This is a genomic window from Burkholderia sp. BCC0398 (assembly GCF_902833245.1).
GTDB classification, from domain to species: domain Bacteria; phylum Pseudomonadota; class Gammaproteobacteria; order Burkholderiales; family Burkholderiaceae; genus Burkholderia; species Burkholderia sola.
Map to the genome: position 1 here is coordinate 161,927 of NZ_CADFEM010000015.1, position 20,014 is coordinate 181,940.

19 protein-coding genes are annotated in these 20,014 nt (G+C 69.2%); 11 read left to right on the forward strand and 8 right to left on the reverse strand.

Annotation, left to right across the window (positions count from 1 at the left end):
* Nucleotides 1–104 precede the first annotated feature (104 nt).
* From HWX76_RS28880 to HWX76_RS28900, 5 genes are read left to right on the forward strand one after another with little or no spacing between them, the layout of a single operon-like run.
* Nucleotides 105–1,115, forward strand: coding sequence for an ABC transporter permease subunit (locus HWX76_RS28880; protein WP_050014245.1), 1,011 nt, complete (start codon nucleotides 105–107; stop codon nucleotides 1,113–1,115).
* A gap of 4 nt (nucleotides 1,116–1,119) precedes the next feature.
* Nucleotides 1,120–2,037 carry an ABC transporter permease subunit gene (locus HWX76_RS28885; RefSeq protein ID WP_006489141.1) on the forward strand — a complete coding sequence of 306 codons (918 nt, stop codon included), beginning with the start codon at nucleotides 1,120–1,122 and terminating at the stop codon, nucleotides 2,035–2,037.
* Between the two features lies 1 nt (nucleotide 2,038).
* On the forward strand, nucleotides 2,039–3,037 hold the full coding sequence (locus HWX76_RS28890; protein WP_050014246.1) for an ABC transporter ATP-binding protein: 999 nt from the start codon (nucleotides 2,039–2,041) through the stop codon (nucleotides 3,035–3,037).
* Nucleotides 3,034–4,047 (forward strand): peptide ABC transporter ATP-binding protein, encoded by a 1,014-nt coding sequence (locus HWX76_RS28895; RefSeq protein ID WP_050014247.1) that lies wholly within the window; start codon nucleotides 3,034–3,036, stop codon nucleotides 4,045–4,047. Before HWX76_RS28890 ends, HWX76_RS28895 begins: the two co-directional genes overlap by 4 nt.
* Nucleotides 4,040–5,185 (forward strand): TraB/GumN family protein, encoded by a 1,146-nt coding sequence (locus tag HWX76_RS28900; RefSeq protein WP_050014248.1) that lies wholly within the window; start codon nucleotides 4,040–4,042, stop codon nucleotides 5,183–5,185. Before HWX76_RS28895 ends, HWX76_RS28900 begins: the two co-directional genes overlap by 8 nt.
* Before the next feature lie 577 nt (nucleotides 5,186–5,762).
* On the opposite strand, the gene pxpA is transcribed toward HWX76_RS28900, so the two are convergent.
* From pxpA to pxpB, 3 genes are read right to left on the reverse strand one after another with little or no spacing between them, the layout of a single operon-like run.
* Nucleotides 5,763–6,527: a 5-oxoprolinase subunit PxpA gene (gene pxpA, locus HWX76_RS28905; RefSeq protein ID WP_050014249.1), complete on the reverse strand. Its 765-nt coding sequence runs from the start codon at nucleotides 6,525–6,527 to the stop codon at nucleotides 5,763–5,765.
* A 55-nt stretch (nucleotides 6,528–6,582) separates the two neighbouring features.
* On the reverse strand, nucleotides 6,583–7,650 hold the full coding sequence (locus HWX76_RS28910; protein ID WP_050014250.1) for a biotin-dependent carboxyltransferase family protein: 1,068 nt from the start codon (nucleotides 7,648–7,650) through the stop codon (nucleotides 6,583–6,585).
* Entirely contained in the window at nucleotides 7,647–8,303 is a 657-nt protein-coding gene (pxpB, locus tag HWX76_RS28915) for a 5-oxoprolinase subunit PxpB (RefSeq protein ID WP_050014251.1), read from the reverse strand. The genes HWX76_RS28910 and pxpB overlap by 4 nt, the downstream gene beginning before the upstream one ends.
* A 149-nt stretch (nucleotides 8,304–8,452) precedes the next feature.
* Here pxpB and HWX76_RS28920 point away from each other — a divergent pair, with 149 nt between their 5' ends.
* Nucleotides 8,453–8,965, forward strand: a complete 513-nt coding sequence (locus HWX76_RS28920) for a winged helix DNA-binding protein (protein WP_044847863.1) — start codon at nucleotides 8,453–8,455, stop codon at nucleotides 8,963–8,965.
* Between the two features lie 73 nt (nucleotides 8,966–9,038).
* Here HWX76_RS28920 and HWX76_RS28925 read toward each other — a convergent pair whose 3' ends face one another.
* Nucleotides 9,039–9,647 (reverse strand): 5-formyltetrahydrofolate cyclo-ligase, encoded by a 609-nt coding sequence (locus HWX76_RS28925; RefSeq protein ID WP_050014252.1) that lies wholly within the window; start codon nucleotides 9,645–9,647, stop codon nucleotides 9,039–9,041.
* 8 nt (nucleotides 9,648–9,655) lie between these two features.
* On the opposite strand from HWX76_RS28925, the gene HWX76_RS28930 reads away from it, so the two are divergent.
* The 4 genes from HWX76_RS28930 to HWX76_RS28945 all read left to right on the forward strand — a co-directional run bounded on the left by HWX76_RS28930 (nucleotide 9,656) and on the right by HWX76_RS28945 (nucleotide 14,575).
* Nucleotides 9,656–11,608 carry a lytic transglycosylase domain-containing protein gene (locus HWX76_RS28930; protein ID WP_050014253.1) on the forward strand — a complete coding sequence of 651 codons (1,953 nt, stop codon included), beginning with the start codon at nucleotides 9,656–9,658 and terminating at the stop codon, nucleotides 11,606–11,608.
* 57 nt (nucleotides 11,609–11,665) lie between these two features.
* Complete coding sequence (locus HWX76_RS28935) at nucleotides 11,666–12,625, forward strand: complex I NDUFA9 subunit family protein (protein ID WP_050014254.1); 960 nt, start codon at nucleotides 11,666–11,668, stop codon at nucleotides 12,623–12,625.
* A 64-nt stretch (nucleotides 12,626–12,689) separates the two neighbouring features.
* Nucleotides 12,690–13,337 carry a glutathione S-transferase family protein gene (locus HWX76_RS28940; protein WP_050014255.1) on the forward strand — a complete coding sequence of 216 codons (648 nt, stop codon included), beginning with the start codon at nucleotides 12,690–12,692 and terminating at the stop codon, nucleotides 13,335–13,337.
* Entirely contained in the window at nucleotides 13,334–14,575 is a 1,242-nt protein-coding gene (locus HWX76_RS28945) for a multifunctional CCA addition/repair protein (RefSeq protein ID WP_050014256.1), read from the forward strand. Before HWX76_RS28940 ends, HWX76_RS28945 begins: the two co-directional genes overlap by 4 nt.
* A gap of 64 nt (nucleotides 14,576–14,639) precedes the next feature.
* Here the strand turns inward: HWX76_RS28945 and HWX76_RS28950 are convergent, their stop codons facing one another.
* The gene (locus HWX76_RS28950; RefSeq protein WP_176016711.1) at nucleotides 14,640–15,419 is read right to left on the reverse strand and encodes an XRE family transcriptional regulator; all 780 of its coding nucleotides are present in this window, start codon (nucleotides 15,417–15,419) and stop codon (nucleotides 14,640–14,642) included.
* Between the two features lie 373 nt (nucleotides 15,420–15,792).
* Between HWX76_RS28950 and HWX76_RS28955 the strand changes: the two genes are divergently transcribed.
* Complete coding sequence (locus tag HWX76_RS28955; protein WP_089488899.1) at nucleotides 15,793–17,643, forward strand: M24 family metallopeptidase; 1,851 nt, start codon at nucleotides 15,793–15,795, stop codon at nucleotides 17,641–17,643.
* A gap of 57 nt (nucleotides 17,644–17,700) precedes the next feature.
* Here the strand turns inward: HWX76_RS28955 and HWX76_RS28960 are convergent, their stop codons facing one another.
* From HWX76_RS28960 to flgA, 3 genes are all read right to left on the reverse strand, one after another.
* The gene (locus HWX76_RS28960; protein WP_050014259.1) at nucleotides 17,701–18,141 is read right to left on the reverse strand and encodes a flagellar protein FlgN; all 441 of its coding nucleotides are present in this window, start codon (nucleotides 18,139–18,141) and stop codon (nucleotides 17,701–17,703) included.
* Nucleotides 18,142–18,219: 78 nt separating this feature from the next.
* Complete coding sequence (gene flgM, locus HWX76_RS28965) at nucleotides 18,220–18,549, reverse strand: flagellar biosynthesis anti-sigma factor FlgM (RefSeq protein ID WP_050014260.1); 330 nt, start codon at nucleotides 18,547–18,549, stop codon at nucleotides 18,220–18,222.
* Between the two features lie 117 nt (nucleotides 18,550–18,666).
* Nucleotides 18,667–19,905 carry a flagellar basal body P-ring formation chaperone FlgA gene (gene flgA, locus HWX76_RS28970; RefSeq protein WP_124631183.1) on the reverse strand — a complete coding sequence of 413 codons (1,239 nt, stop codon included), beginning with the start codon at nucleotides 19,903–19,905 and terminating at the stop codon, nucleotides 18,667–18,669.
* Nucleotides 19,906–20,014 lie beyond the last annotated feature (109 nt).

Below are 20,014 nucleotides of genomic sequence, written 5' to 3' on the forward strand. Positions count from 1 at the left end.
GCTGTCGTCATTGAGAAAACCGGCTTGAAATCATCCGGCGGCGAGGGGCCAAAAGCCCTTCGTCGCCGGTCGCACATTTCCCACAAGAAAATACGAGACGCATCATGTTCAGATTCGTGTTGCGCCGCGTGGGGATGGTGATCCCGACTTTCATCGGCATCACCATCCTGGCGTTTGCGCTGATTCACCTGATACCGGGCGACCCCATCGAAGTGATGATGGGCGAGCGCGGCGTCGATCCCGCGATGCACGCAGAGGCGATGAAACGCCTCGGGCTCGACCAGCCGCTGCCCCTGCAGTACATCCACTACATCGGCCGGGCGCTGCATGGCGACCTCGGCATGTCGATCATCACCAACACGAGCGTCGCGGGCGAATTCTTCGCGCGCTTCCCGGCGACCGTCGAACTGTCGCTGTGCGCGCTCGTGTTCGCGCTCGCGGTCGGGCTGCCGGCCGGCGTGATCGCCGCGCTGCGGCGCGGCTCGGTCGTCGACCACGGCGTGATGGGCACCGCGCTCACCGGCTATTCGATGCCGATCTTCTGGTGGGGGCTGATCCTCATCATGGTGTTCTCGTCGTATCTCGGCTGGACGCCCGTGTCGGGGCGCATCGCGGTCGAATACGATTTCCCGCACCCGACCGGCTTCATGCTGATCGACGCGCTGCTCGCGCCGGACGAAGGTTCGTTCAAGTCGGCGGTCAGCCACCTGATCCTGCCCGCGATCGTGCTCGGCACGATCCCGCTTGCGGTGATCGCGCGGATGACGCGCTCGTCGATGCTCGAAGTGCTGCGCGAGGACTACATCCGCACCGCCCGCGCGAAAGGGCTGTCGCCCGTGCGCGTGGTCGTCGTGCATGCGCTGCGCAATGCGCTGATCCCGGTCGTCACCGTGATCGGCCTGCAGATCGGCACGCTGCTTGCTGGCGCCGTGCTGACCGAGACGCTCTTTTCGTGGCCCGGCGTCGGCAAGTGGCTGATCGATGCGATCGGCCGCCGCGACTATCCGGTCGTCCAGGGCGGCATCCTGTTGATCGCGACGCTCGTGATCGTCGTGAACCTGGTCGTCGACCTGCTGTACGGCGTGCTGAATCCGCGCATCCGCCACACGAGGTAATTCCATGAGCAATCTGCAAAATACCCTGCCGACCGAATCCGCGCCGGCCGGCGGCCGTGCGCTCGCGCTGCGCGAGTTCTGGGCCAACTTCTCGCGCAACCGCGGCGCCGTCGGCGCGGGCATCGTCGTGATCGTGCTGATCGCAGTCGCCTTGCTCGCGCCGCTGATCGCGCCGCACAGCCCGGTCGAGCAATACCGCGACTACGTGAAGATTCCGCCCGCGTGGCTCGCCGGCGGCAACTGGCAATTCATCCTCGGCACCGACGAAGCGGGCCGCGACATCCTTTCGCGGCTGATGTTCGGCGCGCGGATGTCGTTCTGGATCGGCTTCGTATCGGTCGTGCTCGCGCTGATCCCCGGCATCGTGCTCGGGCTCGTCGCCGCGTTCTTCCAGAAGTGGGCCGACACGCCGGTGATGCGCATCATGGACGTGCTGCTCGCGCTGCCGTCGCTGCTGCTCGCGGTCGCGGTCGTCGCGATCATCGGCCCGGGCCTCACCAACACGATGTTCGCGATCGCGATCGTCGCGCTGCCGGCCTACGTGCGCCTCACGCGCGCGTCGGCGCTCGGCGAGCTGCAGAAAGAGTACGTGACCGCGTCGCGCGTGGCCGGTGCCGGCACGCTGCGCCTGATGTTCTCGCAGGTGCTGCCGAACTGCACGGCGCCGCTGATCGTGCAGGCGACGCTCGGCTTCTCGTCGGCCATCCTCGACGCGGCCGCGCTCGGCTTCCTCGGCCTCGGCGTGCAGCCGCCGACCGCCGAGTGGGGCGCGATGCTCGCCTCCGCGCGCGACTACATCGACAACGCGTGGTGGATCGTGACGATGCCCGGCCTGTCGATCCTGATTTCGGTGCTCGCGATCAACCTGCTCGGCGACGGGCTGCGCGACGCACTCGATCCCAAACTGAAACGGATGGCCTGATATGAGCCACAATCTTCTGACCATCCGCAATCTCGCGGTGAACTTCAACGGCCTGCCCGCGGTCGACCGGATCAACCTGTCGGTCGCGCCGGGCGAGGTGGTGGGCGTCGTCGGCGAATCGGGCTCGGGCAAGAGCGTGACGATGATGGCGCTGATGGGCCTGATCGACGCGCCCGGCAAGGTGACGGCCGACGAGGTCACGTTCAACGGCGTCGATCTCTTGAAGGCATCGCCGAAGGCGCGCCGCAAGATCGTCGGCAAGGACATCGCGATGGTGTTCCAGGACGCGCTGACGAGCCTGAACCCGAGCTACACGGTCGGCTACCAGATCAAGGAAGTGCTGAAGCTGCACGAAGGGCTGCGCGGCGACGCGCTGCACCGGCGCGCGCTGGAGCTGCTCGACCAGGTCGGCATTCCCGATGCGAAGAATCGCATCGCATCGTTTCCGCACCAGATGTCGGGCGGGATGAACCAGCGCGTGATGATCGCGATGGCCGTCGCGTGCAACCCGAAGCTGCTGATCGCCGACGAGCCGACCACCGCGCTCGACGTGACGATCCAGGCGCAGATCATGGATCTGCTCGTGAAGCTGCAGAAGGAGCGCGGGATGGCGCTCGTGCTGATCTCGCACGATCTGGCCGTGGTGTCGGAGGTCGCGCATCGCGTCGCGGTGATGTACGCGGGCGAGATCATCGAGACCAACCGCGTGCCCGACATCTTCCGCGCGCCGCATCATCCGTACACCGAAGCGCTGCTCGCGGCGATTCCCGAGCACAATCAGGGGGCGCGTCGCCTTGCCGCATTGCCGGGCATGGTGCCGGGCCGCGATGATCGCCCGTCCGGGTGCCTGTTCGCGCCGCGCTGCAAGTACGTCGTCGACGATTGCCGCAAGGCGCGGCCGGCGCTCGACGCGCTGGTGTCGGGCAACGATGCGATGCGCGCGCGCTGCATCAAGCCGCTCAATCTTTCCAACCTCGACGTGACGGGAGGCGCACGATGAACGCAGTCCAAGATACGCGCCACGCGTCGCACGACGAGGACGTCCTGGTGGCCGATGGCCTCGCGAAACACTACACGGTGAAGCGCGGGATGTTCGGGCAGGGCACGGTGAAGGCGCTGAACGGCGTGTCGTTCTCGCTGAAGCGCGGCAAGACGCTCGCCGTCGTCGGCGAGTCGGGCTGCGGGAAGTCGACGCTCGCGCGCCAGCTGACGATGATCGAGACGCCCACCGCCGGCAGCCTCGTGATCGACGGCAAGAACGTCGCCGGCGCGAACCGCGAGACGGTCGCCGACCTGCGCCGCCGCGTGCAGATGGTGTTCCAGAACCCGTTCGCGTCGCTGAATCCGCGCAAGACCGTCGAGCAGACGCTCGCGGAGCCGCTCGAGATCAACGCGAACCTGACGGCCGCCGAGCGCGCCGCGCGCATCGCGCAGATCATGCGCACGGTCGGCCTGCGGCCCGAGCACGCGAAACGCTATCCGCACATGTTCTCGGGCGGCCAGCGCCAGCGGGTCGCGATCGCGCGCGCGATGATCCTCGATCCGCGCATCGTCGTCGCCGACGAGCCGGTGTCCGCGCTCGACGTGTCGATCCAGGCGCAGATCCTGAACCTGTTCATGGATCTGCAAGAGCAGTTCAAGACGAGCTACGTGTTCATCTCGCACAACCTGTCGGTGGTCGAGCATGTCGCGGACGACGTGATGGTGATGTACTTCGGCAGCGTCGCCGAGCTCGGCGACAAGGCGACGATCTACGCACGGCCGCGTCATCCGTACACGCGGGCGCTGATGTCGGCGACGCCGGCGATCTTCGAGGAAGATCGCCGCGTGCAGATCAAGCTGCAGGGCGAGTTGCCGTCGCCGCTCAATCCGCCGTCGGGTTGCTCGTTTCACCAGCGCTGCCCGTACGCGATCGAGCGGTGCCGCGTCGAGGAGCCGCCATTGCGCGAAGTCGACGGCCGGCGCGTGGCCTGCCATCGCGCCGAGGAGGTCGGGGAGGAGAATGCCTGAAGCGTTGGCGGCGCGCGTGTCCGGCGTGCGCCGTGCGGGAGCAGGCGGCGCGCGCGCGATGCGTGCGTACCGCGATGCGCGGCGCTGGAGCGTGCGTACCGTCACGGGCGCGGCGCTGGCCGGCGCGTGCGTGGCGGCCAGCGTCATGGTCCCCGTCGAACCGGCGCGCGCCGAAGGGCGTGCGCCGGCGACCTCGCCGATTCATCCGTCGCAGGTGCCGCGGCCCGGCATGAGCCTGCCGGGCTTCCATGCGCCGGCCGTGTCCGATGGCACGGTGTCGCGCGGCACCGTGCGCGTGCAGCCGGCGCGCATGCCGTTCTACGTCGCGACCCGCGGCAAGGTCACGCTCTACGTGCTCGGCACGCTGCACACGGGCGACCCGTCCGATTACCCGAGCGCGCAGCCGTTCCGGCCGCAGATCCTCGCGGCGCTCGCCGCGTCGCCGACGCTCGCGCTCGAGCTGTCGCCCGACGATCTGCTCGAATCGCAGGACGACGTGTCGAAGTACGGCGTGTGCCGCTACCCATGCCTGCAGCGCCTGCTGCCCGAGCCGCTGTGGCAGCGGCTCGCGGCGCGCCTGCGCGGCAACCCGGCCGCGCTCGCCGAGATCCGCAAGATGCGGCCGTGGCTCGCGGCGCTCGTCGTCGAGACCTACGATTCGCTGTCGGCCGGCCTGCAGACCGAATACGGCACCGAGGCGCAACTGCAGAACGTGTTCCTGAAGCGCAAGGGCGGCCGCGTGATCGGGCTCGAGACGCTCGCCGAACAGATGCGCGCATTCACCGGGCTGACGCTCGCCGAGCAGCGCGAGATGCTCGCGCAGGACATGGTGCAGACGCCCGCGCAGAACGCCGATGACATCAAGGCGCTGCATCGACTGTGGCGAATTGGCGACGCCGATGCGATCGCCGCGTGGGCCGTCGCGAAGAGCGAGCGGCTCGCGCGTTCGAAGGCGTTGTCGGCGTCGCTCGACAACAAGATCGTGTACGAGCGCAACCGGCGCTTCGTTGCACGGATGACGGCAATCGCCGCGCCGAACCGACCGTTGTTCGTCGCGATCGGCGCGCTGCATCTGGGCGGCTCGCGCGGCGTGCTCGAATTGTTGCGCCAGCAAGGATACCGGGTCGACGCGAACTGATCGCGCCCGGCTGTCCGCACCGATCTTCCCCTGTTTGATCGACGTCGCGCGCCCCGCGCGAGGCGCTTGCGCGCGGGGCGTCGGTCGATAAGGAAAACCCTCGAATCATCGGAAAATAGCGTTTAAAACGATTGACATCCCGATCGGCCGATATCTATTCTTCATCCCACAAGTTGAAAAAATGAAAAGAATAGATAAGTTCTACGGGGTAGCAGAAATAAAGCGCGGGGTGAGCGTCGCCGGCACGTGAAGCACGTGCCGGCCGCGGAGAGTCTGCATGCACGGCGGGGCCAATCGTCGTCGAACAACATAGGCATGCAGGTCGACTTGCACATAAGCGACGTTCCGTCGTCTGACCGGGGAAGGCAGTGATCGGGCGGCGGCGGACGTTTTTTAATCCGGAATATTTTTCCGGTCACCGTCGAAAGACGGTTTCGGGGGATGAATCGACAGACGGCGAAGCCGCAGCGATTGCATCAACGTAAAAGCGCCACGAGGGCGCTTTTTTCTTTGGTGCGATGAAAACGTGCGGTGAGCGGGCAACGTCGCGAATGCGTCGAGTGCGTCGAACGGGCAGTTACGCGCCTTCGTCGGCCTGCACCGCTCCGGGCGCCACCACGTCGACGCCGGCGGCCTCGAGCGCCGCGCGGATCCGCTTCGCGAACGCCAGCGCATGCGGCCCGTCGCCATGCAGGCAGACGGTCTGCGCATTGAGCGGCACCCATTCGCCGCTCAGCGCGCGCACCTGCCGGTTGCGCACCATGTCGAGCGTGCGCGCGAGCACCGCATCCTCATCGTCGATCAACGCGCCGGGCTGGCTGCGCGGCACCAGCGAGCCGTCCGCGCGGTAGCCCCGATCGGCGAACACTTCCTCCACCGCGGCGAGCCCCGCATGCCGCGCGGCCGCGACGAATACGCTGTTCGCGAGCCCGAACACCGCGAGCGACGGATCGAAGTCGTGGATCGCGGACACCACCGCGTCGGCGATCAGCGGGTCGCGCGCGGCCTGGTTGTACAGCGCGCCGTGCGGTTTCACGTGCGCGATGCGCCCGCCCTCGGCCTGCGCGATCGCCGACAGCGCGCCGAGCTGGTACAGCACGCCCGCATAGATGTCGCCGGCCGGCAGCTGCATTTCCTTGCGGCCGAAATTCTCCGGATCGTGAAAGCTCGGGTGCGCGCCGATCGACACGCCTTTCTGCACGGCCCAGCGCACGCAGTCGCGCATCGCATTCGCGCCGCCTGCATGCCAGCCGCATGCGATGTTCGCCGACGTGACGAGGTCGAGCAGCGCCTCGTCCGATCCGCATCCTTCGCCGAGATCGGCATTCAGATCGATTTCCATATGTTCCTCGTCCACTGGTTGCGTGGCGCGTCTTTCGTTACCGCTTCCGCCATTGTCACGCCGCGCGCGATTGCGCGCGGCGGCGCGCTTCCTCGCGCATCTCGATCGCGACGTCGATCTGGCGCAGGTACGCCCGTTCCGCGACGAGGGCGGCGCGCGCGGCGTCGGGCGTCGTGCGCACGAAGCGGATCGGCAGGTTGAGCCGCGCCTGCGCGAGCTTCCACAGGTCGGCGCGGATCACCGTGCCGATCTTCGGGTACCCGCCGGTGGTCTGCGCGTCGTGCATCAGCACGATCGGCTGGCCGTTCGGCGGCACCTGGATCGTGCCCGGCAGCACCGCGTGCGACAGCAGCTCGGCCGGCCGCTCGCGCACCAGCTCGGCGCCGGCGAGGCGATAGCCCATCCGGTTGCTGTTCGCGGTGACGAGCCATTCCTCGTCCCAGAACGCCTGCTGCGAATCGGCCGCGAACGACGCGTAGTCCGGGCCCGGCAGCACGCGCACGGGCATCGCCCACGGCGCATGCGCGGGGCGGTGACGGCGCGGCGGCTCGTCGACGCGCACGAACGCGCACCACGCCGGCGCCTTCACGCCGAATTCGGGCGCGTCGGCCGCGAGGCAGCCGGCGCCGGCCGGCGGCGCGCCGACCGGCAGCCGGTCGCCGTCGCGCAGCGTGCGACCGCCGAGGCCGCCGAAGCGCGACGCGAGATCGGTGCTGCGCGAGCCGAGCATCGGCAGCACGTCGATGCCGCCCGCGATGCACAGGTAGCCGCGCATCCCGCGTTTCGCGGCCGGCAGCACGAGCGTCTGGCCGGCGTCGACCGGCAGGCTCCACCACGAATACACGGGCTTGCCGTCGAGCGTCGCGCCGAACTCGGTGCCGGTGATCGCGATGCGCGTGGCGCGCGTGAAGCGGAACGTGGCGGGGCCGATCGTGATTTCGACGGCCGCCGCGTCGGGGCGGTTGCCGACGAGCCGGTTGCCGACTTCGAGCGCGAGGCCGTCGAGCGCGCCGCCTTGCGCGACGCCGAGATGGCGCGTGCCGCGGCGCCCGAGATCCTGCACGGTCGACAGCGGGCCGGCCCGCACGACCTCGACGGTGCCCGGTGCGTTGCTCTGGGTCATCGTGCGTCGACTCCCGCAATGGTGAAGCGTACGCGGTCGCCGGGCAGCAGCAGCGTCGGCTGCGGCCGCGCCGGATCGAACAGCCGCTGCGACGTGTGGCCGATCAGCTGCCAGCCGCCGGGCGACGTGGCCGGGTAGATGCCCGTCTGCGCGCCGCCGATGCCGACCGAGCCGGCCGGCACCTCGAGGCGCGGCGCCGCGCGGCGCGGCGTATGCAGCGACGCGTCGAGGCCGCCCAGATACGCGAAGCCCGGCTGGAATCCGACGAAGAACACGACGTAGGCGCCGGCCGCGTGGCGTGCGACGACCTCGTCGGCCGACAGCCCCGTGTGCGCGGCGACGGCGGCCAGGTCGGGGCCGGCGGCCCCGCCGTACTCGACCGGGATCTCGACCTCGCGGCCGTCCGCGTGCTCGACGTCGGCCGTCTCCCACGCGTCGCGCAGCGCGGGCGTGAGCGAGTCGGCCGTCGCGGCGAGCGGGTCGAACACGATGGTCAGGTTGTTCATGCCGGGGACGACGTCGATCACGTCGGGCCACGCGCGCGCGGCCGCGGCCACGGCCCAGACGCGGCGCTGGCAATCGAGCGTGGCGGGCGGCGGCACCTCGCAGACGAGGGCGGCATCGCCGAGCGGATAAATGCGGGGTGGCGTCATCGGACTGGCACGGTTCGGACGGCAATGTTAGCGCACATTGTCAATAAAATATCGACAACTTCTCAATAAGCGTTTTCGCCTAGCTCGTAGGCCGGGGCTTCTGGCGTACACTCGGGCACATCCTGTCATCCGGCTTGCGCCGCCTTTCCATGAAGCGTCCTGCGACCAAGATCGTGTCATCCGAACACCTCGTTTCCGATTCGAGCGCGGAGCTGTCGGAACTCGAATACGGGCTCATCATGGCCGGCAACGCGTTCAACCGCTGGATGGTGCGCTGCATGTCGGCGGCGGGCGCGAAGGACATGACGGCGGTCGAGGTCTCGCTGCTGCATCACGTCAGCCATCGCGAACGCAAGAAGAAGCTCGCCGACATCTGCTTCGTGCTCAATATCGAGGATACGCACGTCGCGACCTATGCGCTGAAAAAACTGATCGCCCGCGGCTATGTGAAAAGCGAGAAGAGCGGCAAGGAAGTGTTCTTCTTTGCGACCGACGCGGGCCGCGAGCTGTGCCTGAAGTACCGCGAGGTGCGCGAGCATTGCCTGATCGAGACGCTGAAGGACAGCGGCCTCACCAACGAGCAGATCGGCGACGCGGCGCAGTTGCTGCGCCACGCGTCGGGCCTCTACGACACGGCCGCGCGCGCGGCGGCGTCGCTGTAACCGAGCGCGGAAACGGTCGGTCGCCGCGACGCGCTCACGGCAAGCCGCGACGATCGCGGCGCCGCGCGCGCCATCATCCGGCGGCCGGGTAAAGCGCACCGTCGGTGACGATCCAGCGCAGCGCGAGATCGTGCGCCTCGGCCGGCAGCGCATCGACGCGGCACGCTTCGTACGCGATGCCGACCGTCACGGGCAGCGTGTCGCCCGGCCAGGCGGCGAGCGTGCGATCGTAGTAGCCGCCGCCGTAGCCGAGCCGGTAGCGCTGCGGATCGAATCCCACGCACGGAATCAGCAAAAGATCGGGCACGACGACGATTCCCGACGCCGGTTCGGGAATCCGGTGATGGCCTTCGCGCATCGGCGTGTGCGCGTCCCACGCGTGGAACGCGAGCGGCGTGTGACGCTCGCCGATCACCGGCAGCGCGGCGCACCGGCCGGGCCCCGCCGCGCACCATGCGAGCACCGCGTCGCGCGCATCGAATTCGCTCGGCAGCGGCCAGTAGAACCCGACCGTGCGCGGCGCCAGACGGTCGAGCAGCGTGCGCAGCCGCGCATCGAGCGCGGCGTTCGCGGCGGGTTGCGACGCGGCGTCGCGACGGGCGCCGGACAGCGTTTTGCGCAGCGCAACCTTCGGGTTCGGCACAGGGTTGCGTGCTATGCTTTCGGTCACTTCGTGCTCCATTCAAAACGATGTCGAACAGCCTTTTCCGAGTATATCGCGCGGTCGCGCTCGCGCTTTCGGCCGCCGCGCTCGTCGCGGGCACGGCCGCATGCGCCGCACCGAACGACGACACGCTCGCCGGGGACGACCAGATCTTCGTGCAGCTTCGCGAAGCCGCACGCCGCAACGACGCCGCGAAGGCCGCGCAGCTCGCGTCGATGATCCCGAACTATCCGGTGCCGTCCTACGTCGAGTATTTCCAGATCAAGCCGCAGTTGTTCGATTCGACGGGCCGCGCGCGCGTCGATGCGCCGGACGCGCCCGTGCAGTCGTTCCTGCAGCGCTACGACGGCCAGGCGATCGCCGATCGCCTGCGCAACGACTACCTGCTCGTGCTCGGCGCGCGCCACGACTGGCGCAATTTCGACGACCAGTACAAGCGCTTCGTGCTCGACGACGACACGCAGGTCAAGTGCTACGCGCTCGAGTCGCGCGCGGCGCGCAACGAGAACGTCGCCGACGCGGCGCGCGCGCTGCTCGTCGAGCCGAAGAACTACGGCGATGCGTGCGTCGACCTGATCACCGCGCTCACCGTCAACCAGCAGTTCACGAGCGACGACGTGTGGCAGCAGGCGCGCCTCGCGTACGAGCAGAACTACACGACGCTCGGCGGCAAGATCGTCGACGCGCTCGGCCCGCGCCCCGTCGGCTTCGACCAGGCGACGAGCGCGCCGCCGCTGTACCTCGCGCGCGGCGTCGGGGCTGACGCCGCATCGCATCAGATCGCGCTGATCGCGCTCAGCCGCATGGCGCGCAACGATCCGGACGCCGCCGCCGGGATGCTGACGACGGTCGCGCCGTCGCTGACCAAGCAGGAGCAGGCGATCGCGTGGGGCGCGATCGGCTACCAGGGCGCGATCAAGCGCTCGCCGATGGCGTCGGTCTGGTATGCGAAATCGGCGAACGCGCCGCTGTCGAATCCCGGCTACGAATGGCGCACGCGCGCCGCGCTGCTCGCCGGCAACTGGCCGATGGTGCGCTGGTCGATCGAGCAGATGCCGCCGTCGCTGCGCAACGATCCGGCGTGGATCTACTGGCATGCGCGCGCGCTCAAGCAGAGCGGCGACACGCTGCAGGCGAACCAGGAATTCGAGCAGGTCGCCGGCCAGTTCAACTTCTACGGGCAGTTGGCCGGCGAAGAGCTCGGCCAGCGCACGACGATTCCGCCGCGCACGAAGGTGAGCGACGCCGAGGTCGACGCGATGGGCAAGATTCCGGGCTTCGCGCTCGCGCAACGCTTCTACGCGCTGAACCTGCGCCTCGAAGGCAATCGCGAATGGAACTGGCCGCTGCGCGGGATGACCGATCGCCAGTTGCTCGCGGCCGCCGAATACGGCAAGCGCGTCGAACTGCTCGACCGCACGGTCAACACGGCCGACCGCACGAAAGCCGAGCACGATTTCACGCTGCGCTATCCGTCGCCGTACCGCACGACCGTCGAGCGCTACGCGCAATCGACGGGACTCGACGTCGAATGGGCGTACGGGCTGATCCGCCAGGAATCGCGCTTCATCATCAGCGCGCGTTCGTCGGTGGGCGCGGGCGGCCTGATGCAGCTGATGCCGGCGACGGCCCAGATGGTCGCGAAGAAGCTCGGCATGGGCACGATCTCGCGTGCGCAGATGCACGATATCGACACCAACATCCAGCTCGGCACCTGGTATCTCGCGGACATCTACAACAACTTCGACAGCTCGCCGGTGCTCGCCACGGCCGGCTACAACGCGGGCCCGGGGCGGCCGCGCCAGTGGCGCCAGGTGTTGACGCAGCCGGTCGAAGGCGCGATCTTCGCGGAGACGATTCCGTTCAACGAGACGCGCGACTACGTGAAGAACGTGCTGTCGAACACCGTCTACTACGCGGCGCTCTTCGAGGGCAAACCGCAGTCGTTGAAGAAACGTCTAGGCATGATCTCGCCCTGATACGCAATCTTCACACTGCCGCGCGAGACGCGGCAGTGTTCTTTTGAGGCCCACATCATGGATCGCCAGACCGTCGCGCTGCTGGGCGGCACCGGCTTCATCGGCAGCCGGCTCGTCAATGCGCTGATCGACGCCGGCAAGCACGTACGGATCGGCACGCGGCGGCGCGACCACGCGCGCCACCTGCAGATGCTGCCGGTCGACATCGTCGAACTCGATGCGCTCGACACGCGCACGCTCGCGCGCTTCGTCGCCGGCGCGCACGCGGCGATCAACCTGATCGGCGTGCTGCACGGCGGCCGGGGCACGCCGTACGGGCCCGGCTTCGAGCGCGCGCACGTTGCGCTGCCGGCCGCGCTGGCGACCGCCTGCACCGAGGTCGGCGTGCAGCGCCTGCTGCACATGAGCGCGCTCGGCGCCGATTCGCACGGCGCGAGCATGTACCAGCGCTCGAAGGGCGACGGCGAAGCCGCGCTGCATGCGGTCGCGGCCACCGATTCGCTCGCGCTGACGATCTTCCGGCCGTCGGTCGTGTTCGGCCCGGGCGACGCCTTCCTCAATACGTTCGCGAAACTGCAGCGCACGGTCCCCGTGCTGCCGCTCGCGATGCCCGACGCGCGTTTCCAGCCGGTGTTCGTCGGCGACGTCGTGCGCGCGTTCGTCAACACGCTCGATCTCGCGGGTGCGCACGGCAAGACCTACGAACTCGGCGGCCCGACCGTCTACACGCTCGAGCAACTGGTGCGCTACTGCGGCACGCTGGTCGGTCGGCAGGCACGCATCGTGCGGCTGCCCGACGCGCTTGCGCGGCTGCAGGCGAGCGTGTTCGAATGCCTGCCGGGGGAGCCGGTGCTCACGCGCGACAATCTCGCGACGATGTCGGTGCCGAACGTGCTGTCGGGGCCGCTCGCGCCGGAACTCGGGCTCTCGCCCGCGAGTCTCGAAAGCATTGCGCCCGCGTATCTCGGCGAAGCGCCGACGCGCTCGCGGTTCGACTGGTTCCGCTCGCGTCGCTAATACCCGCGGGGCGCCGCCGGTCGGCGCCTTTCGTTTCCTGTTTCGCATTTTTCGGAACCCCGTCATGAAGCTCGTCATTGGAGACAAGAACTACTCGTCGTGGTCGATGCGGCCGTGGCTGCTGCTCGCGCATTTCGGCATCCCGTTCGACGAGATCGTGGTCGAACTGCGCCGCGACGACACGGCCGCGCGCATCCGCGAATACTCGCCGACCGGCAAGGTGCCGTGTCTGGTCGACGATCACGGCGCGGCGATCTGGGATTCGCTCGCGATCGCCGAGACGCTCGCCGAGCGCTATCCGCAATTCCCGATGTGGCCGGCCGACCCGCTCGCGCGTGCGCATGCGCGCTGCGTGTCCGCCGAGATGCATTCGGGCTTCTTGGCGCTGCGCACGCAGATGGGCATGAGCATCCGCGCGTCGATGCCGGGGCGCGGCGCGACGCCCGACGCGCTCGCCGACGTCGCGCGCATCGACGCGCTGTGGAGCGAATGCATCGAGGCGTCGGGCGGGCCGTTCCTGTTCGGCGAATTCGGGATCGCCGATGCGATGTATGCGCCCGTCGTGATGCGCTTCAACACGTATGCGCCGGCGCTGTCGCCGGAGGCGGCCGGCTATGCGGCGCGCGTGACGGCGCTGCCGGCGGTGCAGCGGTGGATCGATGCCGCGCGCCGCGAAACCAACGTGATCGCCGAATACGAACCGCAGCCATGAACATCTACGCAGTAGGCGGAGCGATCCGCGACGAATTGCTCGGCGTGCCGGTGCAGGATCGCGACTACGTGGTGGTCGGCGCGACGCCCGAGCAGATGGCCGCGCAGGGCTTCCGGCCGGTCGGGAAGGATTTCCCGGTGTTCCTGCATCCGCAGACGCAGGAGGAATACGCGCTCGCGCGCACCGAGCGCAAGACGGCGGCCGGCTATCACGGCTTCCGGTTCCATTACGCGCCGGATGTGACGCTCGACGAGGATCTCGCGCGGCGCGACCTGACGATCAACGCGATGGCGCGCGAGGTGAGCCCGGAAGGCGCGCTGGTCGGCCCGGTGATCGATCCGTTCGACGGGCAGGCCGACCTGCGCGCGCGCGTGTTCCGGCACGTGAGCGACGCGTTCGTCGAGGATCCGGTGCGGATCCTGCGCATCGCGCGCTTCGCCGCACGGTTCGCGGATTTCACGGTCGCCGACGAAACGCTCGCGCTGATGCGGCGGATGGTCGACGCGGGCGAGGTCGACGCGCTCGTGCCCGAGCGCGTGTGGCAGGAAATCGCGCGCGGGCTGATGGAGGCGAAGCCGTCGCGGATGTTCGCGGTACTGCGCGACTGCGGCGCGCTCGCGCGCATCCTGCCGGAGGTCGACGCGCTGTGGGGCGTGCCGCAGCGCGCCGATTACCACCCGGAAGTCGATACCGGCGTGCACGTGATGATGGTCGTCGACTACGCGGCGAAGCAGGGCTATTCGCTGGCGGTGCGCTTCGCGGCGCTCACGCACGATCTCGGCAAGGGCACGACGCCCGCGGACGTGCTGCCGCGCCACGTCGGCCACGAAAGCCGCAGCGTCGAGCTGCTCAAGCCGTTGTGCGAGCGGCTGCGCGTGCCGAACGAATGCCGCGATCTCGCGCTGGTGGTCGCGCGCGAGCACGGCAACCTGCATCGCGTGATGGAGATGGGCGCGGCCGCGCTGGTGCGGCTCTTCGAGCGCAGTGACGCGCTGCGCAAGCCGGCGCGCTTCGCCGAGTTGCTGCAGGCGTGCGAATCGGACGCGCGCGGCCGGCTCGGGCTCGATGCGCAGCCGTATCCGCAGGCCGAGCGGCTGCGCGTCGCGCTCGCGGCCGCGCGCAGCGTCGATGCCGGCGCGATCGCGCGTGGCATCGGCAGCGACACGGAGAAGATCAAGGAAGCCGTGCATCGCGCGCGGATCCAGGCCGTCGCGCAGGCGCTCGCGATCGGCGAGTAGTCGACGAATAGTCGGCGAGTAATCGGCGCGGAACCGGGCGCGCGGCATGTGCGCCCGTCGGCCGTTACGGTTTCTTCCTGCGCGCCGGCGTCGCGGCCGCCGGGCGTTTGCCGGCGGCGGCGCGCGGCTTCGCCGAACCCTTCTTGTCGGCTGCGTCAACCTTGGACGGCCGCGCCGCGGCGGCGTCGCGAACATCCCGTCTGGGCGTCGGCGCACGGCGGCTCACGCGCGGCTCGGCGGGCCTCGACTGCCGGATTTCCGTCGTCGCGGACGCGAATTCCGCCGAACTGTCGTCGAACAGCGGCAGCGTGCTGACGGTGATCAGCTCGACCGGCCCGTCGCCGACATTGGCCACGCGATGCCGCTTGCGCGCGTCGAAGTGCAGCGAGTCGCCGGGCCCCAGCGGGTAATTCTTCCTGCCGACCGTGTAGCAGACGCGGCCGGCCAGCACGTACACGAATTCGTCGCCGCCGTGCGCGACCCATTCCGACCGGTAGCCTTCCATCATCTGCACTTTCAGCGCGTTGATCTGGCTGCCGTCGAACGTGGTGGACAGCCGTTCGTACCATTGCGACGCGGCGTCGAGCGCGTACGGCTTGCGGCTGCCCTCGTGCGAATCGGGCTGCGGCTGGCGAGGCTGCTCGATCAGCGTGCCGAGCGGCACGCCCAGCGCCTTCGCGACGTTGACGAGCGACGACAGCGAGATGCCCGTCAGATGACGCTCGACCTGCGACAGGAACCCGACCGACAGTTTCGCTTCGGTCGCGACTTCCAGCAGCGTCTTCTTCGCTTCCCGGCGCAGGCGGCGAATGCGCTGGCCGATACGCATGAGGTCTGAATCCATGAATCTCTTTCGTGGCAACGAGTCGGGGCGCGGGCACGGCGGCGGTGCGCTCGCCGGGGCGGAGGCCGGCGCATTGTACCGCGCAGCATCGCCGGGTGAATTGGCGCTGTGCCGGGATCCGCAGGCCGTGCGCCGATTTTAGTCCTACGAAAATTTTGGCTTGACCTCGATTTCGGCCTGCTCTAGATTCTGTCGCGCATCAAACAAAGTTAAGTGAGACGAAAATTTGCCGAGAGCGGCCGCTGGAACCGCGGCGCGGTCCGGCCGCGCGTCGCGCCATGCGCGACCTGCGCCGCGGCGACGTGTCGTGTCAGGCAGTAGCGCTGCCGCGACGCGCCGCTAGCCGCGGACAACAATGAATAACGGGCATCCGATGATCGACCGACTGAAATACAGCTTCTCCGGCCTTTCCCCGTACGACGCGTCCGTCGCCGAGACCCAGGCCGGCTTGTCGCGCCTGCTCGATGCCGCGCGACTCGACGCGGTGGTGATCACGTCGCAGGACGAGTACGTGACCGAGTACCTGCCGCGCAGCAACAACCCGCGCTACGCGGTGTCGGGCTTCGACGGCTCGGCCGGCTGCGGGATCTTCCTGAGCGCGGCGACCGCGCAGGCGCTTGGCGTGCCGCCGTTCGTGCTGTTCGTCGACGGCCGCTATCACTTCCAGGCCGACGAGCAGTGCGATCCGGCGCGCGTGCGCGTCGAGAAGCTCGGCATCGACGTGACGATCTGGCAGGCGATGGCCGACTGGCTGGTCGCGCACGCGAGCCGGCTCGCGCGGGTCGGCTACGACGCGCGGCGGATCAGCGTCGCGCAGCGCAACCGGCTGTTCGAGCAGACGCAGGCCGCGACGCTCGACTGGACGAGCCTCGCCGATCGCGAAATCGACCAGGCGATCGCGCTGCCGGGCTGGAACGTCGAGCGGCCGATCTTCGAGATTCCCGCCACGATGACCGGCCTGAGCGTCGCGCAGAACCTCGACACGCTGAACCGCCGGCTCGCCGCGCATACCGGCGCGGCCGACGGCAAGACCGCGTTCTTCACCTGCGCGTCGGACGATCTCGCGTATCTGCTGAACAGCCGCGGCTATCACATCCCGAATGCGTCGTCGCACCTCGGCTTCCTGTTCGCGATCGGCGCTCAGGTGGCGTTGTTCTTGCCGGAAGGCTGCGACCGCTGCGAGGTCGCGCTCGATTCGTATCCGGCGCTGCACGTGATCCGGCGCGACGTCGCGGCGCTCGAGCGCTTTCTCGCGCAGTTCGCGGTCGAGCACGTGTGCTACGGCTTCGAATCGGTGAACTGCGCGCTCGTCGACGCGGTGAACCGCGTGTGGCCGCACGCGCGGCATGCCGATTTCAACCCGGTCGAGGCGATGCGGGCGAGCAAGACGCCGGCGGTGCTCGACCAGTTTCGCGACGCGTTCGCGCGCAGCGCCGCGGCGATCGCCGAGACGATGCGCTGGGCAAAGACCGGCGAGCCGGGCGTGCGCCACACCGAGTACGACCTCGCGCGCACGATCAACGACGCATACGGCGCCCGTTCGGCGGTCGCGCTGTCGTTTCCGTCGATCGCGGCGAACGGCGCGAACAGCGCGTTCGCGCATTACACGGCGGCGAGCGCCGACGTCGAGCTGACCGAAGGCGAACTCGTGCTGCTCGACAGCGGCGCGTACTACGAAGCCGGCTTCGCGACGGACTGCACGCGCGTCGTGCTGCGTCGCACGCGGCCGGACACGGTCGCGCAGCCGTGGCAGCGCGAGATCTACACGGTCGCGCTGAAGGCCTGCATCAAGGGGCTCGTCACGCGCTTTCCGGCGAGCGCGACGGGCGGCGACGTCGATGCGCTGGTGCGGCAGGTGTGTCGCGATCACGGCCATGATTTTGGCCACGGCACCGGGCACGGCGTCGGGATTCACGTGCACGAGGGCGGCGTGCGGTTCGCGCCGGGCGCGCGGTACGGGCTGGTGCCGAATGCGGTGATTTCGGTCGAGCCGGGCATCTATTTGCCGGGCAAGGGCGGCGTGCGGATCGAGAACATCGTGATCGTGCGGCCGGACGACGCGCAGCCCGACACGGTGACGTTCGAGAACATCGTGACGGTCGGCTACGACTGGGACCTGATCGATCTGGATCTGCTGGACGACGCCGAGCGTGCGTACCTGCGCGACTACGAGCGGTTGTGCGTGGAACGCGGCACGCAGGTCACCGCGTGTCCGCTGTTGTAACGAAGGGAAGGGGACAGGCGCGGCTGCAGGGCGGCCGCGCGGTGCGACGTCGGCCGGTCAGCGCGCGAGCGCCGACACGCGTCCGTCGGGGCCGTACACGCCGGACGGCGCGGGCGCCGAGCGCAGCACCGCGAGCGCGCGCTCGTTGTAGTCCATCCGGATCCGGATCAGCATCCCGTTGTTCGCATTGGCCTGGCGCGCGCGTTCGGCGGCCTGTTGCAGCAGTTGCCAGCGGCTCGCGAGGCGCGCATCGCGCTCGGCCGCCTGGTCCATGCCTTTCTTGCCGGCCGGAAAGCCGAGCGCGGAAAGCTGCGTGTCGCGCGTGCGTTCGAGCTGCGCGAGCCGGTCGATCAGTTCGCTTTTCTTCTCGACGATGCCGGGCAGCATCTCGAGCGGCTCGGCCGTCGTCAGCGCCTTTTCCTCGTAGACGAGCAGGGACGCGAACGCCTCGATCGTCGCGTGTTCGTCGTTGACCGTGGCCAGCAGCTCTTCTCTCATCGCGTCATGCTCGTCACGCCGGTGCGTGCGGTGTCGCGCGCGCCGGCAAACCGGGTGACCCGGCCACGAGGCCGGGGCTTAGCTGCCCTGCGGGCGCTGCTGCTGCAGCAGTTCGCGGGCGGTGTTCAATACGCCGTCGGCAATCTTGTTCGCGTCGATCGTCAGCGTGCCGTCGTTCAGCGCGTCCTTGATCGACTGGACCAGACCCGTGTCGATATCGGCGTCGCCCGACGCGGATACCGAACGCAGCTGGCCGGACAGACCCGACAGGTTGACGTTCGTGTCGCTGCCGCTCGATCCTGCATCGGCTGCCTGTGCGGACGACTGGGCCGTGCCGGACGGCGCACGGGCCGCGCCGGTGCCGGTCGGCGCGAGGGGGCTCGGTTTCGGAGTGGAATCGATCTTCACGATGGGTTTCCTGTACGGTTTGACCCAGATAACGGCCGGGTCGGCCCGAACTTTAGCATCGCGAGCCCGAAATGCCCCGAATAAACAATTCTTTACATTTTTGCGGCAGATCCATCCCTACAGCGGAATTTCGACGGTGCCGGCGTCCTTGACGATCGCCGTGACGATCTGCCCGGCCGCCATCCGCACGCGTACCGACTGGCCCGGCGCCGCATTCGCGAGCACGCTGCCCTCGGCCGAAATCGTGAAGCCGGGGCCGGCCGCGACGACCCGCACCGTCTGGCCGGCCGACACCGACGCCGCGCTCTTCAGCATGTCCTGCCGCAGCGGTAGCCCGGCCGAGATGCGCGCGAGCGCGGTCGCGCCGACGGCCTGCGCGGGATCGGTGATCACCGCGAGCGGCAGCACCGTCAGGTCGCCGTCGCGCGCGACCAGGTCGGCCGCGGAGAGCGGCTCGCCGGGCGCGATCTGCCGCGCGGCGACGTAATAGGTGGCCTGCACGGCGACCTTCGCCTGCAGGTAGACGGTCCACGGCCGCTCGCCCGCGCAGCGCACGCCGACCGTCGTGCGGCCCCACAGGCGCGCGCCGGTCGGCAAGAACGGCTCGAGCGTCGTGCATGCGGCGAGCCCGCGCGGAAAGGCGGTCGTGACCGTCGCGGTGGTCTTGCCGGGCAGGCCGGCGATCTGCTGCTGCAGGAACGCGAGCGCCGCGCGCCGGATCGTTTCGGGGTCTTGCTGGCCGGGCGGCGTCGCGGGCTGGGCCGTAGCGGCGGCCGGAGCCGGGGCCGGGTTGGCGGAAGCGGCCGAGGTGCGCGCTGCCGCTGCGGCCGACGCGGCACGGGCTGCCGCGAGGCGCGCCGAAGCTGCCGATTGCGGCGCCGGCCGCGCGAAAGCCGATGCAGGCTCGGCCGTGCCGGCGACGACCGTCGCGATGGCGGCGGGGTCCGCCGCGCGCGGCGTCGTGCCGTACCCGGCGTTTGCGCGGGCGGCTGCGTAGACGGGGAGCGGCGCAGGGGCCTGCACAGCGGCCGGCGGCGGAACGCTCGTCACGACCATCTGGCCGGCCGGTTGCGCCGCGTAGCCGTCTCCGGTCGCGGCGCTCGCCGCGCCAGCCGCGCGCCGTCCGCCCGAAGCCGACGCCGAAGCGATCCCCGCATTCCCGCCGAACTGCCCGCCGCTCGCTGCATTGGCGTGCGCGAGCGCGGTTTCGGCCGTCTCGCCGCGCCCGGGAATCACGATCATCCCGTCATCGGCGTGCACGGCGGGCGCGGCGATCCACAGCGCCGCGGCGAGCGCGAACGCACGCCGGGCGTGCGTGAGCCGCCCGTTCCTGCCGCGAAGTGCGCCGCCCGTCATCGCCATGCCTCCGATCCGTTGATCCGCTTCGCATTCTAGGGAGCCGGGGCGTCGCGCAAACGATGAATAGAGGGGGCCTTTGCCGCGTTATTCGCCCGATTGCCGGTTG

Coding starts and splice junctions, on each gene's coding strand:
- HWX76_RS28880 (WP_050014245.1), top strand. CDS start 105: ATGTTCAGATTCGTGTTGCGCCGCGTGGGGATGGTGATCCCGACTTTC.
- HWX76_RS28885 (WP_006489141.1), top strand. CDS start 1,120: ATGAGCAATCTGCAAAATACCCTGCCGACCGAATCCGCGCCGGCCGGC.
- HWX76_RS28890 (WP_050014246.1), top strand. CDS start 2,039: ATGAGCCACAATCTTCTGACCATCCGCAATCTCGCGGTGAACTTCAAC.
- HWX76_RS28895 (WP_050014247.1), top strand. CDS start 3,034: ATGAACGCAGTCCAAGATACGCGCCACGCGTCGCACGACGAGGACGTC.
- HWX76_RS28900 (WP_050014248.1), top strand. CDS start 4,040: ATGCCTGAAGCGTTGGCGGCGCGCGTGTCCGGCGTGCGCCGTGCGGGA.
- pxpA (WP_050014249.1), bottom strand. CDS start 6,527: ATGGAAATCGATCTGAATGCCGATCTCGGCGAAGGATGCGGATCGGAC.
- HWX76_RS28910 (WP_050014250.1), bottom strand. CDS start 7,650: ATGACCCAGAGCAACGCACCGGGCACCGTCGAGGTCGTGCGGGCCGGC.
- pxpB (WP_050014251.1), bottom strand. CDS start 8,303: ATGACGCCACCCCGCATTTATCCGCTCGGCGATGCCGCCCTCGTCTGC.
- HWX76_RS28920 (WP_044847863.1), top strand. CDS start 8,453: ATGAAGCGTCCTGCGACCAAGATCGTGTCATCCGAACACCTCGTTTCC.
- HWX76_RS28925 (WP_050014252.1), bottom strand. CDS start 9,647: ATGGAGCACGAAGTGACCGAAAGCATAGCACGCAACCCTGTGCCGAAC.
- HWX76_RS28930 (WP_050014253.1), top strand. CDS start 9,656: ATGTCGAACAGCCTTTTCCGAGTATATCGCGCGGTCGCGCTCGCGCTT.
- HWX76_RS28935 (WP_050014254.1), top strand. CDS start 11,666: ATGGATCGCCAGACCGTCGCGCTGCTGGGCGGCACCGGCTTCATCGGC.
- HWX76_RS28940 (WP_050014255.1), top strand. CDS start 12,690: ATGAAGCTCGTCATTGGAGACAAGAACTACTCGTCGTGGTCGATGCGG.
- HWX76_RS28945 (WP_050014256.1), top strand. CDS start 13,334: ATGAACATCTACGCAGTAGGCGGAGCGATCCGCGACGAATTGCTCGGC.
- HWX76_RS28950 (WP_176016711.1), bottom strand. CDS start 15,419: ATGGATTCAGACCTCATGCGTATCGGCCAGCGCATTCGCCGCCTGCGC.
- HWX76_RS28955 (WP_089488899.1), top strand. CDS start 15,793: ATGATCGACCGACTGAAATACAGCTTCTCCGGCCTTTCCCCGTACGAC.
- HWX76_RS28960 (WP_050014259.1), bottom strand. CDS start 18,141: ATGAGAGAAGAGCTGCTGGCCACGGTCAACGACGAACACGCGACGATC.
- flgA (WP_124631183.1), bottom strand. CDS start 19,905: ATGACGGGCGGCGCACTTCGCGGCAGGAACGGGCGGCTCACGCACGCC.